Origin of the sequence: Cytobacillus sp. (assembly GCF_032154635.1) — a bacterium.
Lineage (GTDB): Bacteria > Bacillota > Bacilli > Bacillales > Cytobacillaceae > Cytobacillus.
In genome coordinates, this window is sequence record NZ_JALDXW010000017.1 from 60043 (window position 1) to 79283 (window position 19241).

A 19241-nucleotide genomic window follows, 5' to 3' on the forward strand; every position below is an offset into this window, starting at 1 on the left:
AGGGGTGGGTTATGTGAAAAAGAAAATAATAATCGGAGTTGTTATTGCATTCGCTACAATAGCAGGTTGTTCCAATCAAGAAACAAAAGTTGTGAAAGAAAATGAAAATTTTTCAACACATGAAGATTATAAAAGTTGGGTTACAAATAAAAGTTTTTCTATCCAAACTGAAGATGGGGTAATGCAGTTTATAGGAGAAGATGATAGTTTTTTGCTTATATCAGAAGTCTTCAGAGTAGAAATAGAAAATACATATACGTGGTTAATATGGGTTAATGACAAAGAAAATCGAAATAAAATGATAGGGGGAAAAGTACAGATTAATGGGATTAGTGAAAAAGAAAAAGGAAACGAAATCTTTTTAGCGGAAGGGGAAATTCAAGCGGTTTCTCAGGGAGAATTACAAGTTCCAGATTCGGATAAAGTTGTAAAACTTGTAGCGAATATGAAACCATTGAGAGAAGGCAAATGGAAACTGAAACCTTATTTACATGAAAAGTTATTAGGTACTACTGTTGTTACCGTTTTAGGTAAGTAAATTCTTTTTGAGAATCCGTGATCACTATCATAAGTTCTTTCGCATTTACCATACAAACATTCGTTCTTGAATCACCTTGAAATCGAACAATTGTTCGTATAGAATAATGACAAAGGAGCTGATATTATGAATTGCTTATTTAAATACTCAATGGAAAAGAAATTACCGATTGATTTAATCTATATAAATAAGGCAGAGGAAATATCGTATAGGAGTATAATTGTCCGTCGAATATCCGTGGAAGGCATCCTGGCATTTGACCTTAATAAACAACAACTGAGATCGTTTAAGCAAATAAACATATTATCAGCTGGCAAACAGCGCAGAAAAATAAATGATGCTCAATAAAACCGACTCGCAATGAGACGGTTATTTTTCTTCTTTTAAAGCATTATGCATCCAGTATTAATCAGCAACGATTTTGAAATTATTATAGTCGGAGCTTTTCCATTCAATTTTATTAAATGTACCTTTTGTTAATGAAATCTTAATTTCGTTTTCATCAAAAGTTTTCCCAAAGGCATCAACTATATCAACTATAGAATATTGCCAATATAAAGTGACTTCCTCTGTTTCTTCCCTATCTTTGTTTACTGTTTCTCCTCCGAGTAGCGGATGCACCCTGTTAAAAAGGCAGCTGCTATAAATATAAGTAATAGCTTCCTCCATACTCTTCCTCCCACTTTGCTAGTTCATCAATTAAAATGCCCAACATATGAGCAATTTTTGCAGATTGTTTAAGTCAGGCTGTGTCACCTTTCTTTATTCAACGCTATGCTTCTTAATAAGTAACAGCTTCTTAAGCTGTTTTTAACGGCAAGTGATCGTTACTTTTTCATTTTCAGATTCAGCTTTTGTAGCTTTTCCTTTATTCGAATGCATTTATTCAAGTGTAAAAAGTTGTGTCTTGTGGCAGGCATTAGTAGTAATCCCGCTATCGTTTTTTTACTCCAGTAATCAGCTAACCATTGTGATTCTAGTAAAATTGCATTTTCTTCGAATAATCGTCTAATTCTGCTATGATCAACCTTCTTTTTAAACTGACCAACTTCCATGGTAGAAATGATCTTACGTGTTTGCCTTCCTACCGCTTCTCTATATGCTAGCAATGAATCAAAATCGATTGTTGAACTTAACGTAGCAATGTCCTCAATGATCATATCATTACCTGAGTGAAGGTATTCAATATTCATTTTTTCAAGCCAGCTTTCAGTGAAAAGAATTTGCTGATCATTTGCAACCAATATATTCATAGTCATATCTTCGATTCGGGCAATATGCCATGTATGCCAAACGATTGAGTTTTCTGTATCTGGGTGAGATACTGGATATGTCCTATAAGTTTCTTCATCTAAATTTTTTACCATTGCATCTACCAATGTCTCTTGAATAGAATTTTCAATGGCTGAAGAATGCAGCAAAGCATGTTGTGTTAGGAACAATTGTATTGCTTCAAAATGCTGTTCAGGTTTTACTAGCATTTTTGTCAATAGCTTATGGTTCTCATTCCATCTTTTTCGTTCCTTTAAGTCCATTAGTATCAACTCGCTTAAATAAAGTATTAGGTATTCACTCAAGTTAGCTACATCTATTTATATGATAAAGAACATGCTTATTTAATGGGCTATTCTTTTCAACATTAGGATGATCGAAATTTTTTATAAAACGCATGCCTATCTTTTCCATTACGTTTATTGAAGGTTTATTCATATCGGCTGTAAAACTATAAACATCACGCAAACCCAATTCATTAAATCCAAAGTGCAAACATGCAGCAGCACCCTCTGTTGCATACCCTTTTCCCCATGCCTCTTTTTTTAGACGCCAGCCTATTTCTATACAAGGTGTAAAATCAGCCTCGAATGTTGCTCGATGGAATCCTATAAATCCTATAAACTCTTTGTTTTCCTTTACCTCTACAGCATATAGTCCATATCCACATTCATTAAATTCAGATAAAATGGACTGATGAAATTCATATGTTTCTTCGGCTGATAAAGTCTTAGGAAAATATTGCATAACTTTTTCATCCTTATTTAATCGCCTAAATGGCTCTATGTCTGTTTCTCCCCAGTCGCGCAAATGCAATCTTGATGTTTCAATATATATCATTTTAGACCTCCGTAGAAAATTATCTTTTTTATTCATTCCTTAAAATTATTTTTTAGTTATAATTTATAGTCTTCCAGCTAAATAAGAGGACGCTTTCTCTTTTGCACTTTTTCTTGTTGAGTAATCCTTTGTGAAACTAAATAAAAGGAAAATAGCAATAATAAATAACTTAACAATGGAAAGAAAAGTTTCCACTGATAATAATAAATAATTGAGCGGAACTGTCCCATTAACCCAGCCCATCCTTTCGTAACCGAAATAAAGACAGGCGGATCCATCCGAATAACGTACCGCCAAAAAATAAATTAAAGATCCCTAATTGCCCAATCAAATGCAGAACTTGGAATTTGTTCCCTCCCAATGCTTGTAATGCTGTAAAAACCTAAAGCTGAATTCACCCATTTCTCCCTTTTTTCCCACAACCATATCCCTAGAATAAAAGATAATATCAGAACGATGAGCAATGATATTGTTAAATAAAAGTAAGAAAAAAGAGTAACAATATACTGGCTGTTTGAATAACGAAAAATTTAAGATATTTCATTACAAATCCCTACCTTATAGTTTAAAAAATCACATAAGAATGATGGCTATTGTTCGCACAAGACATATTACCGTCTTACACTCTGCTGAAATCTTCTTCACGGAAGCCTCTTCCTCAAGAACCTAAGTTTTTCTTCCTACCATTTTGATGATAATTTAGGATCTTTGACAGGTATCAATACCCTCTATTTAAAGAAATAATTATAATAAATAAACTCATAATATCGATCATTCATTTTTTCTTTAATGCCTTTATAATGGTTATCAATCTTAAAGCCATTCTTTTCTAAAACTTTTTGTGAACCAATATTATCAACAGTAGTTTTTGCAGATAATAAATTTATCGTATTCTCTTGAATAATCATCTCTTTTAGCCGTTTTAATGCCTGAGTCGCAACCCCTTTACCCGTATATGAATAACCTACTCTGTATCCGAGGGAACCATGACCATTTGCGGGATCAATGTCTACTATATTCATCCTACCAAGAATATCTCCTTTCTCATTCTTGATTAAATAAAATAAACACTCTCTTTTGTTTTGTTCTTCTAATAGCGAATCTAATAGTATTAAAAACTTATTATAATCGTAGTAATCATTCCCTCTTGGCGGGACTGATTTTTCAAAAAATGATTTGTTTTCACATTCAAATTGAAATAAATCCTTAGCATCTTTTATAGATAATTTTTCAACTTTTACATTCATATTTTTAACTCCCATTCTTGATATTTACCATTTGCTCATCTCTTAATATTTCTCCATTTCCAGCAGATTCCCTTTTCAGGCATTAAAGAAAGTAGTTTTCTTCTATGTCTTTTCATACTTTTACATACAATTGATATACATTTCTTTCATAATATTTCAACAAATTTTCTCATTTAAATGCTTCTCACTTCCTGCATATCATTTAATGCCCTTTTAAAGCACAGCGAAACTTGAAACGTTAAGAGAGTTTAATTCGTCTAACTTTAATGGTAACAATCAGAAAATCAGCGATAAATCTTGTCAATATAGGCTTAATAGTATCGTGACTTCAACATCTATTTATATAGTAATTGGAGGGAAGACAATGAAATATGTTTATTTGTTAGTAGTCTTATTTACTCTGAGTTCCTGTGTAAAAGATATGACTAGTATTCACACGGAAGTTTCGGGAGATAACCCAACAGAAAGTGATACAAACACAGAAATCATGCACAGCATGGAACGAAATGTATTACAAAATCCCCCCAAATATGTTTCTAAAAATAAAGATGAACGATCTGTTATTGATTTTGATACGGCTTATGAAATGTGCATGAGGGCACTAACTGACTATTATAAAGCAATCTGGAACGGCTCGGAAATTGAATTGGATACATTTATTGATAACATTAACCTTAAGAAGTATACACAAAAGAAAATTCAATCCCAATATGAGGTGCATTTAAAGAACAATCTAACTAATAATCTGGTGAAGGATATTGATATTGGTGCTTGGGAAATGGAGTATACGGATGATTTAGATGGAGGTTTTCTCTATATAAAATTACCTGTTCAAATTAATAAGACTGTAGGTAGTTATGGTGAAGTCACTGAATTTCTCGTACGTAATGTAAACGGCAAGTTAGTCATTGTTGATTGGTACACTGGTACAAAGGATAGTTATGACTTTATGGAGCGTGGAATAAATCTAACGATTGACAACCCCGATATTTGGAATGATAGAGAATGGGTAAGGGGGTTAAATAGTACAGCAGATTAAAGAATTATACTCCCTTGCTAAATTGAACGAGCATTCATTTTGTGAGAACATTCTTCACCATGCAAAACAGACTTGATTCTACTGTAAAAGAATCAAGTCTGTTTTTATTATCTTTTCAATACAGCAACTATGCTCCTCTGCTTTGGAAAGTAGAAGCTGAAGTTTTGTTTTCCTTTGCTATAGACGGTCTTGTTAAAGAAAAGACAGCACATAGTAGTGCAATAATGACAATGCCACTTCCAAACCAAGCAGTACTTGACACAGTGCCAGTTTGATTTAATACGATTCCACCAATTGCTGATCCTAGTGATATCCCAATTTGCAATGCTGAATTATTAAAGCTTTGCTGAATATCTGAAGTTTCCGGATCTGTTTGAATCAAATAGCTTTGTTGAGGCGGTGCGAGACTCCAGCTTAATGCTGCCCATATCATCATCACTGGTATGAATAAAACAATGGAGAAAGTGGTTAATGGCAATAAGGATAAGACGATTGCAAAAGCACTAATAACGATAATAATACTTTTACGAGGACCTATCGAATCCGAAAGTGTACCACCAAATGCACCGCCACTAACTGCTGCGATTCCAAATACTAAATAGCAAATACTAATCCAGTTGGAATTCAGGTGAAGATTTGTTTCTAAAAATGGAGTGAAATAAGCATAAAGTGTATAATGACCTGCTAGCATAAACATGGTAGCAAGATGAGCACTGCCTAATTTCGCACTAGCAACTGCTTTAATTTGTTGGGATAGCGGAATTGATTTTTCTCCAGGAATACGCTGCAGAAATAGTGAAATAAGCACCATAGAACCAATTGATAACACAGCGATTCCAAGGAATATAACGCGCCATCCAAATAAATTAGAAATCAAGATGCCCAGTGGCACACCTAGAACAAGTGATGAACTAATCCCCATATAAATGAGACCCAAAGCCTTTGCTTGGTGGGCAGGAGCAACAATTTTTGCTGCAATTGTTAAGGAAAGCACGACGATAAGTGCAGTACTTGTTGCAGTCAGCACCCTTGCAATCATCATAAAGGTAAAACTAGGACTGAAATATGTCATTACATTGCCTAGGAAGAAGATAAATAAAGAAGTTAAATATAATTTCTTACGCTCTACTTTACTCGTTAAAACTAGCAAAATAGGACCGGCAATCGCATATATTAGTGCAAACACGGTAATCAGCTGTCCCGCGGCGCTTAATGAAATGTTAAAATCAGCAGCGATCGTCGGCAAAATCCCGCCAACGACTAATTCAACCAACCCAACTGCAACAGTGGATAGAGCTAAAATCAAAACTTTCAAATTCATAATCTGTTTCTCATCCTTTCTTATAGAATCTAAAAGAAATAGGCAAGAAGGTCTCTTTTATTTAGAAAATAAAAAAATCCTGATTACAAAAAATGATTGAATCATTTTCTGTAATCAGGATTTTTAAGGTTCCTGGTAGAGACCCTCAAGCCATATTCTTGAGGTTATACAGGTAATATTTATTTAATTATGATCACTTTGTACATATTACTACTCCTAACGAAATATTTCAAGTATAAAATTTTTACAGCTATTGTCCCATATACGTATTTAAATCAGACATAATGCCAGAAAATTTTTTTGTTGCCCATTTTTACAAAAAAGGTTTACCAATAAACACCAACCATGTTATAGTTGATTACACAAGTAATCAACTAGCCAACAATATCTGAAAAGAAGGAGAGAAATGTGAAATCTATTTTTGATGATACGAAACCAATTTTTCAGCAAATTGCTGATATGATTGCTGATGATATCGTTGATGGACAGTTAAAGGAAGGCGATCAAGTTGTTTCAACTACTGAGCTTTCAAAGTTCTATCAAATCAATCGAGCAACAGCACAAAAAGGTTTAGCAATCCTTGTGGATGCTGGCCTTGTATTTAAGCAAAGGGGTGTTGGAATGTTTGTTGCAGAAGGTGCCAAAAAGAAGTTGCTTGCAAAACGCAAACAGGATTTTTATAAGCAGTATGTTCAGCCTTTGTTAGATGAAGCAAAGCGGATTCATTTAACAGAAGAGGAGATTATTCATTTTATTAAGGGGGATTCTAATGATTAATATAAAGGGCTTATCATTTTCATATGGACATACACCTGCACTAACAAATGTCAATTTTCTAGAGGAAGAACCTATCATTGTCGGCTTATGGGGGAGAAATGGTGCAGGTAAAACAACGTTAATGAAATTGCTTTCCGGACAAGAAAAACCTACTACTGGCCAAATACTCGTGAATAATCTTTCTCCTTATAATAACAGTGAAGGAATGAAATATATTAGCTATCTACAAGAGAACCACCCATTTTCTGAGTTTTGGAATGTGAACGATGCGCTTCGATTTGCTTCCTATTTCAATGAGAACTGGGATCAAAAATTAGCAGATGAGCTTGTAGAATTGTTCGAACTGCCAAGAAGAAAACGAATAAAAAGTTTTTCAAAAGGGATGCAAACAATGACAACGATGGTGATTGGATTAGCATGTAAATCCCCCATTACGATTATGGACGAACCAACAAATGGCCTCGATGCATATATGAGAAAGGTTTTTTACGATGCCCTGCTTGATTCGTATGAAGAACATCCACGTTTATTTATTTTATCCTCCCACCATATTGATGAAATTGAACCGATTTGTGAAAAAATTGCTATTGTCGATAAGCAAACGATTACCCAATATGATGAGACAGAAAAGATGAAGATGCTGGGAATCATATTAACTGGTGATGCATCTTCAATCGAATCACTGACTGCTCGAAGCAGAATTCTAGATCAGCGCAAATTAGGCAATCAGATGAGTATCATGTTAGATGAACCGTTCAATGGTGAATGGATCTCAAGGGCTGCCCAATTGAATATCAATATTGAGAAAGCACCTCTACAGGATTATCTAGTAAATATCACAAAGAGAAATAAGGAGGCAGAACGTAAATGAATACATTTAAAGGACCGTTTCGTGTCATTTTCGAAGATTTACGAATTCAATTTTATATTTTGACTGGTGTAACCGTTGTCTTATCGCTTGTCTATTTAATTATAGGGAAAATATTGTCATCACACGATACATTTACTGTTGGCGCAAGCTTTGGACCTTATTATAGCTTGTTTTTGTACTATCCTTTCTTAGCATACACTAAAGCATATAAATATACGCTTTCTTTAGGCGGTACAAGAAAACAGTTTTTACTTAGTACAATTACAAACATTGGAATATTTCTAATAATGACCACATTAATCTTAAATGCATTCTATTTACTTACTGACTATTTAACGAATAAGGAGATTATATCCGCTAAATTAATTCATATGGGCGATTTAGTAAAAGGAGCTAGTCCCCTTCTCTATCCTTGGATCGATTTATTATGGGGTATCGTTCTTTTTGGTTTCGGATTATTCGTTTGCAGTTTCTGGTATTACTTTGGAACAGTACGAACAATGATCGCTGCAACATTTCTTCTCATCCTTGCAATTTCCTATATCGCTTTTGGAGAAATTAACCCATTTATCCAATTCATGATTAGCAAGCATCTTGCTTTTGTTCATATTCTAGCTGGCATCTCTTGTCTTCTGATTGTCCTATCCTATTTCATAATGAGAAACGGTCCTCTTGAAAGATGTACAAAACTCAATTTAAGCCTATAAATTCAACTTAAAAGAAAAGACACCCTACGATGTCTTTTCTTTTTGTATATAATAATATGCCTAAATATCCATTTCCAAGAAAACCGGACAATGGTCACTGCCCATGACTTCACTATGAATTTGTGCCGCTTTAATCGATTGTTTTAATCGGTCAGAAACTATAAAATAATCAATCCGCCAGCCAATATTCCGTTCTCTCACCTTCATCATATAGGACCACCAAGTATAAGCACCTTCAGCATCCGGATATACATATCTGAATGAATCAACAAAACCGGATTCCAATAGGGTTGTCATTTTCCCCCGTTCTTCTGCTGTAAATCCAGAATTCCCATGATTTGATTTTGCATTTTTCAAATCAATTTCGTTATGTGCTACATTTAAATCTCCACAATAGATAACTGGCTTAAATTGATCAAGCTCATTCAGGTATGCACGCAGCTCCTCTTCCCACTCTAATCGATATGAAAGTCGCGCTAAATCCCTCTGTGAATTGGGTGTATATACATTAACGAGATAAAAGTCTTCAAACTCTAGCGTAATAATTCTGCCTTCATCCTCAGTTTCCTTATCCCCTACTCCATATTTGACAGATAGTGGCTTCTTTTTCGAAAAAACAGCAGTTCCTGAATATCCTTTTTTTAATGCATAATTCCAAAATTGATAATAGCCCTCTAATTCCAGTTCAATCTGACCCTCCTGCAGCTTTGACTCTTGAATACAGAAAATATCTGCATCTACTTCTTTAAAGTAATTTAAAAAGCCTTTTTTCACACAGGCTCTAAGGCCATTGACATTCCAAGAAACCAATTTCATTGTTGAAATACTCCTTATAAATATTCTATTAAAATTCTAGATTAACACGGATTTTACTTTCATGCATACGATTGAAATCTGCATAAATACAGAAATTCTTTATGAGTATTTTTTTTGAACTTCGTTTATAGTTAATGGTAAAGGAGGAATTCAAATGGCAGAACATCAATTTCATTTAAAAGCCCATTGGCCAGGATTGCGCAATGATGTTGGTACTATTGAATCAGGACAATTAAAAACGAAAGTATCCATCCCACCCGAAATGGACGGACCAGGAATAGGAACCAATCCTGATGAAATGCTGCTTGGCGCTGCTGCGACCTGTTACATCATTACTTTAGCTGCAATGATGGAGCGGAGCAAGCTGGAGAAAGCCGATTTAACAATGGAATCCGTCGGAATTGTCGATGTGACTAAAGGGGTTATTACATACAAAAAAATTATTCATAATCCTGTTATTGTTCTTAAGGCAAATGCAACTGATGTGGATGTTGAACTTGCACTGAAACTTGCAAAAAAGGCCGAAACATCTTGTATGATCTCACGTGCCATCAAAGGAAATGTAGAGATTGAATTAAAGGTTTCCATTGAAAAGAACTAATTATCAGCAAAATACAAGTCAGTTTCCTCACTCATTCAGCTTTTTCTGATAATCCGGCCAATTGCCATTTAAAGGTATATTATTATCAAATTCAATAAGACAAACATCATTTTAAATCCTCAGCAATATGCTAACTGTATAACATCATTGGTGGTGATTATATGGCAGTAGTCGCACATAAGGAAGCTGACATAGATTTGTTGGCTAGATTGCTTCGAGCGGAAGCAGAGGGTGAAGGCGTAAAAGGCATGATGCTTGTTGGAAACGTTGGCATTAATCGAATACGGGCAAATTGTTCAGATTTTAAAGGCTTACGAACAATCCCGCAAATGGTTTTTCAACCCCATGCGTTTGAAGCAACAACGAAGGGCTACTTTTATCAGCGGGCTAGGGAAAGTGAAAAACGTCTAGCAAGAAGAGCTGTAAAAGGTGAAAGGCAATGGCCAGCAAAATTTTCACTTTGGTATTTCCGTCCCCCAGGAGATTGTCCACCTACTTGGTACAATCAACCGTTTGTAGACAGATATAAATTGCACTGCTTTTACGAACCAACTGCAACAGAATGTGAAAATGTCTATAATACGTTTTAAAATCTTTGCTTATTCCGTTAAACGGGGTAAGCTTTTTTTATTTTATGTGTATTGTATGGGTAAACGGTTAAAAGTATGAAAAGCGTACATAAACGCAAACTACTTATAGGATTGAATAGAAAGGAGCTTATCATGCAGAACGGAAATTTCCAGTTAACCTTACAAACATCCAGCCTTGTTCTTGGCTTTATGGTCTGGGTCATCCTCTCTTCTTTAATGCCCTACATTTCTGCAGATATTACACTCACAGCCAATCAAATGACCTTAGTAACAGCAACACCTGTTATTCTAGGATCACTCCTGCGAATATCTATTGGATTCTGGACGAACAGATATGGCGCAAGAATAATCTTTACGATTAGCTTTATCATTCTTATTTTGCCCATCATTATTATTAGCTTAGCAAATTCATTTTTCATGTTGATTCTTGGCGGTTTACTCTTAGGGATTGGAGGAGCCGTCTTTTCCGTGGGGGTTACATCTCTTCCTAAATATTATCCAAAGGAAAAGCACGGCTTCATTAATGGTATTTATGGGGCGGGCAATATTGGGACAGCACTCACATCTTTTTTAGCACCTGTACTTGCGGACTCATTTGGCTGGAGATTAACGATTCAATTTTATATCATCTTATTAATTTTAGTAGCACTATTAAACTTTACACTTGGCGACCGCAAAGAGAAAAAAGTTCATGCTATTTTTTTGCAGCAATTTAAAAGTGTATATAAAAATCCAAAGCTTTGGCTGCTTAGTCTATTTTATTTCATTACATTTGGATCATTTGTTGCATTTACCATTTACCTTCCTAACTTCCTAGTTAACCATTTTGAATTAGAGAAAGTGGATGCAGGCTTCCGAACAGCTGGTTTTATCGCACTTGCAACTATTCTCCGTCCTATTGGAGGATGGCTAGGGGACAAGTTTAATTCGTTTTTAATATTAGTTGTTGTCTTTTCAGGCCTTACATTTTCAGGATTTTTATTATCCTTTACACCTTCTCTTCCCATATACACGGTTGGCTGCTTGGCAGTAGCTATTTGTGCTGGTATAGGAAATGGCGTTATTTTCAAGCTTGTCCCGCTCTATTTTTCAAAGCAAGCTGGTATTGTCAATGGGATCGTATCTGCAATGGGGGGACTAGGAGGCTTCTTCCCTCCAATCATTCTAACCATTTTGCACAATTGGACTGGGCATTATGCCATTGGGTTCATGGCCCTGTCTGAATTTGCATTGGCAAGCACAATTCTCGTTGTATGGCTTTATTACCAAGACAAATTGACTCTTGCTAATCAAATTGTGGAAAGCACCGGTCAAGGAATTATGGTCACTGATTTAAATGGTGTGATTCAGCAGGTTAATCCAGCTTTTTCAAAAATGACTGGCTTTACATTGGATGAAACAGTAGGGAAAACACCAAATATCTTGCATTCTGGTAAGCATGATAAGGAATTTTACAAAAATATGTGGAAAGAAATTGATAAATATGGATATTGGCAAGGAGAAATATGGAACAAACGAAAAAATGGTGAAATCTATCTTGAATGGCTGACGATCAGTACACTTAAGGACGATTCTGGCCATCCCAAAAAGCATGTAGCTATGTTTAGTGATATTACGAAACAATGAGCCTTCTTGAAAAATCTGAGATACTGCAAAATAAATGGTGAGAATTGCCAATTGAATTTATTTTGTTGCTAGATAACTCCTAACTAATACCCAATAAAAACTTAATAGCCGTTCTAAAACCTTTTAAATTGCAAAAAAATCACTTTCCAAAATGGAAAGTGATTTTTTATGGGCGGCTGTTTTTATATCCGTCACGAGCACGATATTGCTGTGGTGCACGAGTGACATAACGGCCGGGAAAACTAAACATATGGATCAGCTGTGTAAAAGGAATGGCTGCAAATAAGATGAACGACGATAACACATGTAATTGGAACAATAATGGAACCGCAGTCATCAGTTCATACTCGGGCTGAAGTGTGAATAAGCTACGAAACCATGGCCCTATCGTCACCCGATATTCATACGCTACAACCGTCGTATTATAAACAAGTGTCATATACGTTCCCAAACCAGCAACAACAATCAGCCAGATAACTGTGAAATAATCAGCAAAGGAAGCATGAACCTTTACTCTTGGATTGGCAAACTTACGGATGAGCAGAACAATCAAGCCAATGACAACCATAAGGCCGGCAATACCTCCACCTGCAATTGCTCCAATATGGTATAAATGATCAGTTACACCTATTGACTCGTAAAATTCAATTGGTATTAACACGCCCATTACATGTCCAATAAAAGCAAAGAGAATTCCCCAATGAAAAAGTAATGAACCTATTCTTAACCACTTTTTCTCAAAAATCTCTGTAGAAGGTGCATGCCAGCTCGTCCCGCGAAAAACAAAGCGATAAACAGAAGCAACGGCTAATATGGTACCGACAATATAAGGAAAAATCCCCCACCAAAAAAATCCCATCTCTGTCCTCCTTAGTAGGTTTCATTTATATAATTAAATCTTTATACTTAGATAAACCGTTCTTTTTAAAATGAAAACCCAGCCTTAACGATAAATCATTGGGTAAGGCAGTTCATCTAAGTCAGCTTCCTCACGTTCGTTAACTAATCGGGAAATTTCTTCAGAACTCGGCACTTCAAAAATATGAGTCATTAATGCATCAAAAATTTGATAATAAGGATTGTTCTTTGAAATATGGGTAAAAATCCGATGGATTGCATAGGCAAGTCTCCGTTTTAGATGATGAATTTCCTCATTTTCGGGAGCTACAGCAAGCAGCTCCATTAGCATGGGAATATAGTCCGTTAATTCGATTCCTACCTTTTCAAATCCCATATCTGCAATTAATTTCTGCAAGCGAATTAATGCGTCCCCGCGCCTTCGGCTATCACCTAATTCTTGGGCAGTTAAATACAAGCCTGTTTTTTCTTTATAATCAAAGGTTTCTACATAAAGTTCTTGTAAATCCTTTAATTTTACTGAAAAAAGTGGTATTAATCTCTGAGACATTTCTGATTGTAACTCTTCAGATGTGATGGATTTTCTTAAGTAGGCATCCAGGTTTGAACATTCCCTATAAAACGTTTGATCAGGATAATCCAAAAAGCGAGCAGTTACAACGAGCAGTTCTGCTATTTCATCTTTCATCCAAGATCACTTCTTTCATACGGATACGTAACCATGCCTTCAGCCGGCGCTAACCCTTCAATACTGCAAGCACCTTGACGATAATGTAAGTTATCATCCATCTCACGTCTTCCTGTCGGAATGACAAACCGCTCATTGTATTTAGATACTCCTAAAAGCCGTGCCATATCTTCTAATTCTTCCATTGTTGTCCCAGCCTCCTGAAGCAGTTTGCTGGTTTTCATTTCATCCATGCCTCCGACTGTTTTTGCTCGCATATGAACGCGCATCGCAGCCATCTTTAGCAGAACCCTGCGGATGACACTTGTATCATCAGCCGATAATAACGAAGCTAAATATTCCATTGGAATCCTCATGTCATCTACTGCAGGAATATAGCCATCCATACTTAAATCCTGCTCATTTGTAATATGATTCATAATTGGACTTAGCGGAGGAACATACCAAACCATTGGCAGTGTACGGTATTCAGGATGGAGCGGCAATGCAATTTTCCACTTCATTGCCATTTTATAAATTGGTGAATCCTGCGCACTTTTGATCCAGCTCTCATTTATTCCAGCTTCACGTGCTTTTTCAATTACTTCTGGATCATTTGGATCGAGGAAGACAGACAGCTGTGCTTCGTATAAATCCTGAGGATTTTCAACAGATGCCGCTTCTTTTACACGATCTGCATCATATAGAACAACACCTATATAACGAATCCGCCCGACACATGTTTCGGAACATACCGTAGGAAGCCCAGCTTCCGTTCGTGGGTAACAGAAATTACATTTCTCCGCTTTATGTGTATTCCAATTGTAGTACACCTTATGATATGGACAGCCGTTCATACAGAAGCGCCAGCCCCGGCAGGCTTCTTGGTCAACAAGGACAATCCCGTCTTCATCTCTTTTATATAGTGCTCCCGATGGGCAAGAGGCAACACAGGATGGGTTCAAGCAATGCTCGCATATTCGCGGCAAATACATCATGAATGTTTTCTCATACTCCATTGTAATGTGCTCTTGGAGCTTTTGCACATTTGGATCCATTGGAACAATTTCACTACCGCCAGCTAGGTCATCATCCCAGTTTGATCCCCACTCTGGCTTATCAATATATTTACCAGTAATCATCGACTTAGGACGCGCCACCGGTAAGTTTTCTTTTTTAGGAGCTTTATGAAGATGCTCAAAGTCATATGTCCATGGTTCGTAGAAATCATCAATCGTTGCCATATTAGGATTGTAGAATATATTTGCGAGCTTCGATACTGGTCCACCTGCGCGCAAATGCAATTTCCCATTTCTTAACGTCCAGCCGCCTTTATAGCGATCTGTATTTTCCCATTCCTTCGGGTAGCCTGGGCCTGGGCGAGTTTCCACATTGTTATACCAGACATATTCCATACCAGGTCGGTTTGTCCACGTATTTTTGCATGTCACTGAACAAGTATGACAGCCAATACATTTATCCAGGTGCATCACCATCGCTACTTGAGCTTTAATTCTCAAGCCAATCGACCTCCTTCAATGGACGGATTACGGTCATTGTGTCTCTATTGCTGCCTGTTGGTCCATAATAGTTGAATCCATAACTTAGCTGTGAATATCCGCCTATCATATGTGTCGCCTTTGGATTAATTCGTGTCACACTATTATGGGTGCCTCCGCGTTTTTTGTTAATGGAGTTTCCAGGAACCCCCATCGTTCGATCCTGCGCATGATACATATAGGCCACACCTCGCGGAAGACGGTAAGTTAGGATTGCCCTAGCAGCAACGACTCCATTTCTGTTATAAACCTCAATCCAATCATTGTCTTTAATCCCTGCGGAAGTAGCGTCCTTTTCATTAAGCCATACGACTTGCCATCCACGGAATAGCTGGACCATTTGATTTGTATCGGTAAACATCGTATGAATGCCCCATTTCTGGTGTGGGGTCATATAACGGAGTGTTAATGATTTACCTTTGTTTTCCACTTCTTTTTCCCCTTTTAAAAATGGCGACAAATTCACAGGAGGCAAATATAATGGGAGCCCTTCACCATAATCAAGCATTACTTCATGATCAAGGTAAAAGCTTTGCCGTCCTGTAAGTGTATGCCAAGGGATATTGTATTCTTTGTTCACTGTAAACGGAGAATAGCGCCGATTATCATTTTCTAACCCGCTCCAAACCGGAGTTGAAATCGTCTGCCGCGGCTGAACACTTAAAGCATCTAATGTATAATCTTCCTCTTCACGCGCTTCAGAAATATGACCGAGCTTTTTCCCTGTTTTTTCTTCCATAGACTTCCAGCCTTCAATTGCTCTTTTCCCATTTGTTGCACCTGACATAAGGAGAATAGCGTTAATGGCTTGTTTATCAGAATAGAGATCCGGATGCCCTTTGCCAACACCTTCACGCTTTGACACACCAAGACGACTAAGCAACTCCTGATATGCCTTCTCTCCATTCACCTTTACACCTTTTGTCCCATAGCCATTGCGTATATTTGGACCGACTGTTGTCCACATATTGTATACATTCGGATAATCTCGTTTGACGATATTCAAGTTTGACATCGTTTTACCAGGGATCGCTTCTACTTCCCCATTTCGCCAATCTTTCACTTTCCCCATCGGCTGTGCCACTTCATTAACCGTATCATGGGCTAATGGAGACATCACTAAATCTTCCTGTGCAGGGAGATGCTCTTTAGCAAGTTCAGTAAATTCCTTGGCAATTTCTCTAAAAGCATCCCAATCGCTTTTTGTTTCCCAAGGCGGTGAAATTGCAGCATTAAATGGATGAACAAACGGATGGAGGTCTGTTGTACTAATATCGAATTTCTCGTACCAAGTTGCTGCTGGCAAAATAATATCGGAAAACAGTCCTGAGCTTGTCATCCGAAAATCCATGGCTATAAATAAATCGGTTTTTCCTTCAGGTGGTTTTTCATCAATATTTATCTTTTCTGGCCGCCAAGAATTTTCGGTATCTGTAAGAACGGAATCATCTGAACCAATTAAATGCTTAACAAAGTATTCATGCCCTTTCCCGCTATCACCTAGCAGGTTTGAACGCCAGTTAAAGAAAATATGAGGGAAATTCCGCGGGTCATTTGGATTCTCAATTGCATAATTAATTTTCCCATCTGAAATCTGTTTTGCAACATCTTGAATAATCGCTTGCTCATCTTCTTTATATTTTTCCCGTGCTTCCTTCATTACATCAAGTGAATTCTGTGTCCACTGCGGAAAACTCGGGAGCCAGCCTAACCTTGCAGACATCGCATTGAAATCGGCTGGATGCATTTTGCTGTATTTGCTGTTCCACTCATTCTTCTCCCCGTCTGCCATATATTCATACCTAAACTGTTCAGTTGCAAAATAGAAAAATGACGTCCCATTCATAAATCTTGGTGACTTTACCCAATCATTGGCAAACGCAATTTGGGAAAACCCTTCGATTGGCCGCACCTTTTCTTGCCCAACATAATGGGCCCACCCGCCGCCATTCACACCTTGTGAACCTGTTAATAAAATCAAATTTAGAATAGAGCGATAAATCTGGTCACTATGATACCAGTGATTCGTACCGCCACCCATGGCAATCATTGATTTTCCATTTGTCTGCTCTGCATTTGCAGCAAATTCTCTTGCAACTTGAATGACATGTTCCTTCTTGACACCTGTAATGCTTTCTTGCCAACCAGGTGAATACGGTTTGTTTGGATCGTTATAATCTAACGGATAATCACCTTCTAGCCCACGATTCACACCCGTATGTGCCATCATTAAGTCATAAACAGTTGTAACAGTAAGCTCATTGCCTGATTGATCTGCAATCACCTTCACTGGTACTCCGCGGCTAACCTTTCCGCCTTCTTTTTCTGCAAAATAAGGAAAATCAACCAAGACAACCTTATCCGAACCCTTAATAAAGCTAAGCTTCGGATTGATTTCCCGACCGTCCTCACTTTTCAAATCAAGATTCCACTTATCACTGTTATCCCAGCGGAAGCCTTGACTTCCTGTAGGAATAACCATTTGATTCGTCTTTTCATCCCAAACAACTGTTTTCCATTCACCAAGCTCCTGATTTGTTTTAATATCAGAGGCTCTTAAGAAACGGTCTGATCGAAACTCCCCATTCTTCTTATCTAAAATCACGAGGAAAGGAAGATCCGTATATTGCTTTGCATAATCAAGAAAATACGGTGTTTCTTTATCAACATAAAATTCTTTTAAAATAACATGAGTCATCGCCATGGCAAGTGCCCCATCCGTACCAGGCTTTGCTGGCAGCCAGATATCGGCGAATTTATCATATTCAGCATAGTCTGGGCTTACTCCAACAACTTTCGTCCCATTGTAGCGGGATTCCACCATAAAATGGGCATCAGGCGTTCTCGTTTGCGGGATATTAGTCCCCCAAATAATAAAATATTTTGCATTATACCAATCTCCGCTTTCCGGAACATCCGTTTGATCTCCCCATACTTGTGGAGACGCAGGCGGCAAATCAGCATACCAATCATAGAAACTGAGTATAGTCCCGCCAATTAAAGATAGGAATCTTGTCCCACCCGAATAACTAATCATCGACATCGCTGGAATCGGACTAAATCCCACAATCCGGTCTGGCCCATATTTTTTGATCGTATAAATGGTAGACGCAGCAATTAATTGACAGAGCTCCTTCCAGCTCCCTCTAACAAAGCCGCCTTTTCCTCGCGCCTTAACATATTTGTTTCGCTTGTCAGGATTTGTAACAATATTCTCCCATGCCTTGACAGGATTATCCGCTGTTTTCAACTCCGCTTTCCACAATTCATAAAGATCCCCACGGACATATGGATGCTTCACTCTAGTCGGACTATACGTATACCAAGAAAAGCTTGCTCCCCTAGGACATCCTCTGGGTTCATAATCTGGGAAGTTTTCACCAGTGGAAGGGTAGTCTGTTTGCTGAGTTTCGTATGCAATAATTCCATCCTTGACATGTATTCTCCAGCTGCATGAGCCTGTGCAGTTAACTCCATGTGTGGAGCGGACAATTTTATCGTACTGCCAGCGCCTTCTATAGAGATCTTCTGAGTTACGAGGACGAGGGCTTTCTTCCGTCCAGCCATCATTAATTCGTTCTCCGCGCTTCAAATGCCTGAGTGCCTGTATGAGCTTATTTTGTCTTTGCTCCATCTATGCCTTCTCCTCCTTTTAAGTGATCTCTTAGCGGATTAAATTCTTCTTCAAGAATGTGAAATGAGTCTTTACTAGCTAGTAATTCCTCTTCAAAAACTGCCCAATTCGCAGCATTAGCTGCGGCAAGAATCAATCGTTGCAAAGTGCTATATTCATTTATTTCGTATATTTTCTCTATGATTTCGCCAGATAGGGTTCCGAATCTCATACGTAATACTGCTATTAGGTCTTCTCGATCACTTACAAGTAATGCATCTGTTTCGAATGAAAACACG

The 19241-nt window shown here is 37.4% G+C and carries 20 protein-coding genes and 1 riboswitch; of the genes, 9 read left to right on the forward strand and 11 right to left on the reverse strand.

Features of this window, described 5'->3' with window-relative positions:
- The first annotated feature begins 13 nt into the window (after nucleotides 1-13).
- Nucleotides 14-538, forward strand: a complete 525-nt coding sequence (locus RUH74_RS13500; RefSeq protein WP_313800829.1) for a hypothetical protein — start codon at nucleotides 14-16, stop codon at nucleotides 536-538.
- Nucleotides 539-664: 126 nt separating this feature from the next.
- On the forward strand, nucleotides 665-886 hold the full coding sequence (locus tag RUH74_RS13505; RefSeq protein ID WP_313800830.1) for a hypothetical protein: 222 nt from the start codon (nucleotides 665-667) through the stop codon (nucleotides 884-886).
- Nucleotides 887-943: 57 nt separating this feature from the next.
- Here RUH74_RS13505 and RUH74_RS13510 read toward each other — a convergent pair whose 3' ends face one another.
- The 4 genes from RUH74_RS13510 to RUH74_RS13525 form a co-directional block, all read right to left on the reverse strand.
- Nucleotides 944-1207 (reverse strand): hypothetical protein, encoded by a 264-nt coding sequence (locus tag RUH74_RS13510; RefSeq protein ID WP_313800831.1) that lies wholly within the window; start codon nucleotides 1205-1207, stop codon nucleotides 944-946.
- A 158-nt stretch (nucleotides 1208-1365) separates the two neighbouring features.
- Nucleotides 1366-2073 (reverse strand): DinB family protein, encoded by a 708-nt coding sequence (locus RUH74_RS13515; protein ID WP_313800832.1) that lies wholly within the window; start codon nucleotides 2071-2073, stop codon nucleotides 1366-1368.
- 43 nt (nucleotides 2074-2116) lie between these two features.
- Nucleotides 2117-2650 carry a GNAT family N-acetyltransferase gene (locus RUH74_RS13520; RefSeq protein ID WP_313800833.1) on the reverse strand — a complete coding sequence of 178 codons (534 nt, stop codon included), beginning with the start codon at nucleotides 2648-2650 and terminating at the stop codon, nucleotides 2117-2119.
- 728 nt (nucleotides 2651-3378) lie between these two features.
- Entirely contained in the window at nucleotides 3379-3897 is a 519-nt protein-coding gene (locus RUH74_RS13525; RefSeq protein ID WP_313800834.1) for a GNAT family N-acetyltransferase, read from the reverse strand.
- 364 nt (nucleotides 3898-4261) lie between these two features.
- Between RUH74_RS13525 and RUH74_RS13530 the strand changes: the two genes are divergently transcribed.
- Entirely contained in the window at nucleotides 4262-4936 is a 675-nt protein-coding gene (locus RUH74_RS13530) for a hypothetical protein (RefSeq protein ID WP_313800835.1), read from the forward strand.
- A 127-nt stretch (nucleotides 4937-5063) separates the two neighbouring features.
- On the opposite strand, the gene RUH74_RS13535 is transcribed toward RUH74_RS13530, so the two are convergent.
- Nucleotides 5064-6257, reverse strand: a complete 1194-nt coding sequence (locus tag RUH74_RS13535) for an MFS transporter (RefSeq protein ID WP_313800836.1) — start codon at nucleotides 6255-6257, stop codon at nucleotides 5064-5066.
- A 91-nt stretch (nucleotides 6258-6348) separates the two neighbouring features.
- Nucleotides 6349-6449: riboswitch (purine riboswitch) on the reverse strand.
- 216 nt (nucleotides 6450-6665) lie between these two features.
- Between RUH74_RS13535 and RUH74_RS13540 the strand changes: the two genes are divergently transcribed.
- From RUH74_RS13540 to RUH74_RS13550, 3 genes are read left to right on the forward strand one after another with little or no spacing between them, the layout of a single operon-like run.
- Complete coding sequence (locus tag RUH74_RS13540; RefSeq protein ID WP_313800837.1) at nucleotides 6666-7034, forward strand: GntR family transcriptional regulator; 369 nt, start codon at nucleotides 6666-6668, stop codon at nucleotides 7032-7034.
- On the forward strand, nucleotides 7027-7905 hold the full coding sequence (locus RUH74_RS13545; RefSeq protein ID WP_313800838.1) for an ATP-binding cassette domain-containing protein: 879 nt from the start codon (nucleotides 7027-7029) through the stop codon (nucleotides 7903-7905). Before RUH74_RS13540 ends, RUH74_RS13545 begins: the two co-directional genes overlap by 8 nt.
- The gene (locus RUH74_RS13550) at nucleotides 7902-8612 is read left to right on the forward strand and encodes a hypothetical protein (RefSeq protein WP_313800839.1); all 711 of its coding nucleotides are present in this window, start codon (nucleotides 7902-7904) and stop codon (nucleotides 8610-8612) included. Before RUH74_RS13545 ends, RUH74_RS13550 begins: the two co-directional genes overlap by 4 nt.
- Nucleotides 8613-8672: 60 nt before the next feature.
- Here RUH74_RS13550 and RUH74_RS13555 read toward each other — a convergent pair whose 3' ends face one another.
- Entirely contained in the window at nucleotides 8673-9428 is a 756-nt protein-coding gene (locus RUH74_RS13555) for an exodeoxyribonuclease III (RefSeq protein ID WP_313800840.1), read from the reverse strand.
- 154 nt (nucleotides 9429-9582) lie between these two features.
- Here RUH74_RS13555 and RUH74_RS13560 point away from each other — a divergent pair, with 154 nt between their 5' ends.
- From RUH74_RS13560 to RUH74_RS13570, 3 genes are all read left to right on the forward strand, one after another.
- On the forward strand, nucleotides 9583-10029 hold the full coding sequence (locus RUH74_RS13560; protein ID WP_313800841.1) for an OsmC family protein: 447 nt from the start codon (nucleotides 9583-9585) through the stop codon (nucleotides 10027-10029).
- A 161-nt stretch (nucleotides 10030-10190) separates the two neighbouring features.
- The gene (locus RUH74_RS13565) at nucleotides 10191-10619 is read left to right on the forward strand and encodes a cell wall hydrolase (RefSeq protein WP_313800842.1); all 429 of its coding nucleotides are present in this window, start codon (nucleotides 10191-10193) and stop codon (nucleotides 10617-10619) included.
- Between the two features lie 132 nt (nucleotides 10620-10751).
- On the forward strand, nucleotides 10752-12245 hold the full coding sequence (locus RUH74_RS13570; protein WP_313800843.1) for a nitrate/nitrite transporter: 1494 nt from the start codon (nucleotides 10752-10754) through the stop codon (nucleotides 12243-12245).
- A gap of 166 nt (nucleotides 12246-12411) precedes the next feature.
- Here the strand turns inward: RUH74_RS13570 and narI are convergent, their stop codons facing one another.
- The 5 genes from narI to RUH74_RS13595 all read right to left on the reverse strand — a co-directional run bounded on the left by narI (nucleotide 12412) and on the right by RUH74_RS13595 (nucleotide 19240).
- Entirely contained in the window at nucleotides 12412-13104 is a 693-nt protein-coding gene (gene narI / locus RUH74_RS13575) for a respiratory nitrate reductase subunit gamma (RefSeq protein WP_313800844.1), read from the reverse strand.
- An 84-nt stretch (nucleotides 13105-13188) separates the two neighbouring features.
- Nucleotides 13189-13791: a nitrate reductase molybdenum cofactor assembly chaperone gene (narJ, locus tag RUH74_RS13580; RefSeq protein ID WP_313800845.1), complete on the reverse strand. Its 603-nt coding sequence runs from the start codon at nucleotides 13789-13791 to the stop codon at nucleotides 13189-13191.
- The gene (gene narH / locus RUH74_RS13585) at nucleotides 13788-15290 is read right to left on the reverse strand and encodes a nitrate reductase subunit beta (RefSeq protein WP_313800846.1); all 1503 of its coding nucleotides are present in this window, start codon (nucleotides 15288-15290) and stop codon (nucleotides 13788-13790) included. Before narH ends, narJ begins: the two co-directional genes overlap by 4 nt.
- Nucleotides 15280-18963, reverse strand: coding sequence for a nitrate reductase subunit alpha (locus tag RUH74_RS13590; RefSeq protein WP_313800847.1), 3684 nt, complete (start codon nucleotides 18961-18963; stop codon nucleotides 15280-15282). Before RUH74_RS13590 ends, narH begins: the two co-directional genes overlap by 11 nt.
- A complete protein-coding gene (locus tag RUH74_RS13595) occupies nucleotides 18944-19240 on the reverse strand; it encodes a hypothetical protein (RefSeq protein ID WP_313800848.1) in 297 nt (98 codons plus the stop codon). The genes RUH74_RS13590 and RUH74_RS13595 overlap by 20 nt, the downstream gene beginning before the upstream one ends.
- Nucleotide 19241: the final 1 nt, after the last annotated feature.

Coding starts and splice junctions, on each gene's coding strand:
- RUH74_RS13505 (WP_313800830.1), top strand. CDS start 665: ATGAATTGCTTATTTAAATACTCAATGGAAAAGAAATTACCGATTGAT.
- RUH74_RS13510 (WP_313800831.1), bottom strand. CDS start 1,207: ATGGAGGAAGCTATTACTTATATTTATAGCAGCTGCCTTTTTAACAGG.
- RUH74_RS13515 (WP_313800832.1), bottom strand. CDS start 2,073: ATGGACTTAAAGGAACGAAAAAGATGGAATGAGAACCATAAGCTATTG.
- RUH74_RS13520 (WP_313800833.1), bottom strand. CDS start 2,650: ATGATATATATTGAAACATCAAGATTGCATTTGCGCGACTGGGGAGAA.
- RUH74_RS13525 (WP_313800834.1), bottom strand. CDS start 3,897: ATGAATGTAAAAGTTGAAAAATTATCTATAAAAGATGCTAAGGATTTA.
- RUH74_RS13530 (WP_313800835.1), top strand. CDS start 4,262: ATGAAATATGTTTATTTGTTAGTAGTCTTATTTACTCTGAGTTCCTGT.
- RUH74_RS13535 (WP_313800836.1), bottom strand. CDS start 6,257: ATGAATTTGAAAGTTTTGATTTTAGCTCTATCCACTGTTGCAGTTGGG.
- RUH74_RS13545 (WP_313800838.1), top strand. CDS start 7,027: ATGATTAATATAAAGGGCTTATCATTTTCATATGGACATACACCTGCA.
- RUH74_RS13550 (WP_313800839.1), top strand. CDS start 7,902: ATGAATACATTTAAAGGACCGTTTCGTGTCATTTTCGAAGATTTACGA.
- RUH74_RS13555 (WP_313800840.1), bottom strand. CDS start 9,428: ATGAAATTGGTTTCTTGGAATGTCAATGGCCTTAGAGCCTGTGTGAAA.
- RUH74_RS13560 (WP_313800841.1), top strand. CDS start 9,583: ATGGCAGAACATCAATTTCATTTAAAAGCCCATTGGCCAGGATTGCGC.
- RUH74_RS13565 (WP_313800842.1), top strand. CDS start 10,191: ATGGCAGTAGTCGCACATAAGGAAGCTGACATAGATTTGTTGGCTAGA.
- RUH74_RS13570 (WP_313800843.1), top strand. CDS start 10,752: ATGCAGAACGGAAATTTCCAGTTAACCTTACAAACATCCAGCCTTGTT.
- narI (WP_313800844.1), bottom strand. CDS start 13,104: ATGGGATTTTTTTGGTGGGGGATTTTTCCTTATATTGTCGGTACCATA.
- narJ (WP_313800845.1), bottom strand. CDS start 13,791: ATGAAAGATGAAATAGCAGAACTGCTCGTTGTAACTGCTCGCTTTTTG.
- RUH74_RS13590 (WP_313800847.1), bottom strand. CDS start 18,963: ATGGAGCAAAGACAAAATAAGCTCATACAGGCACTCAGGCATTTGAAG.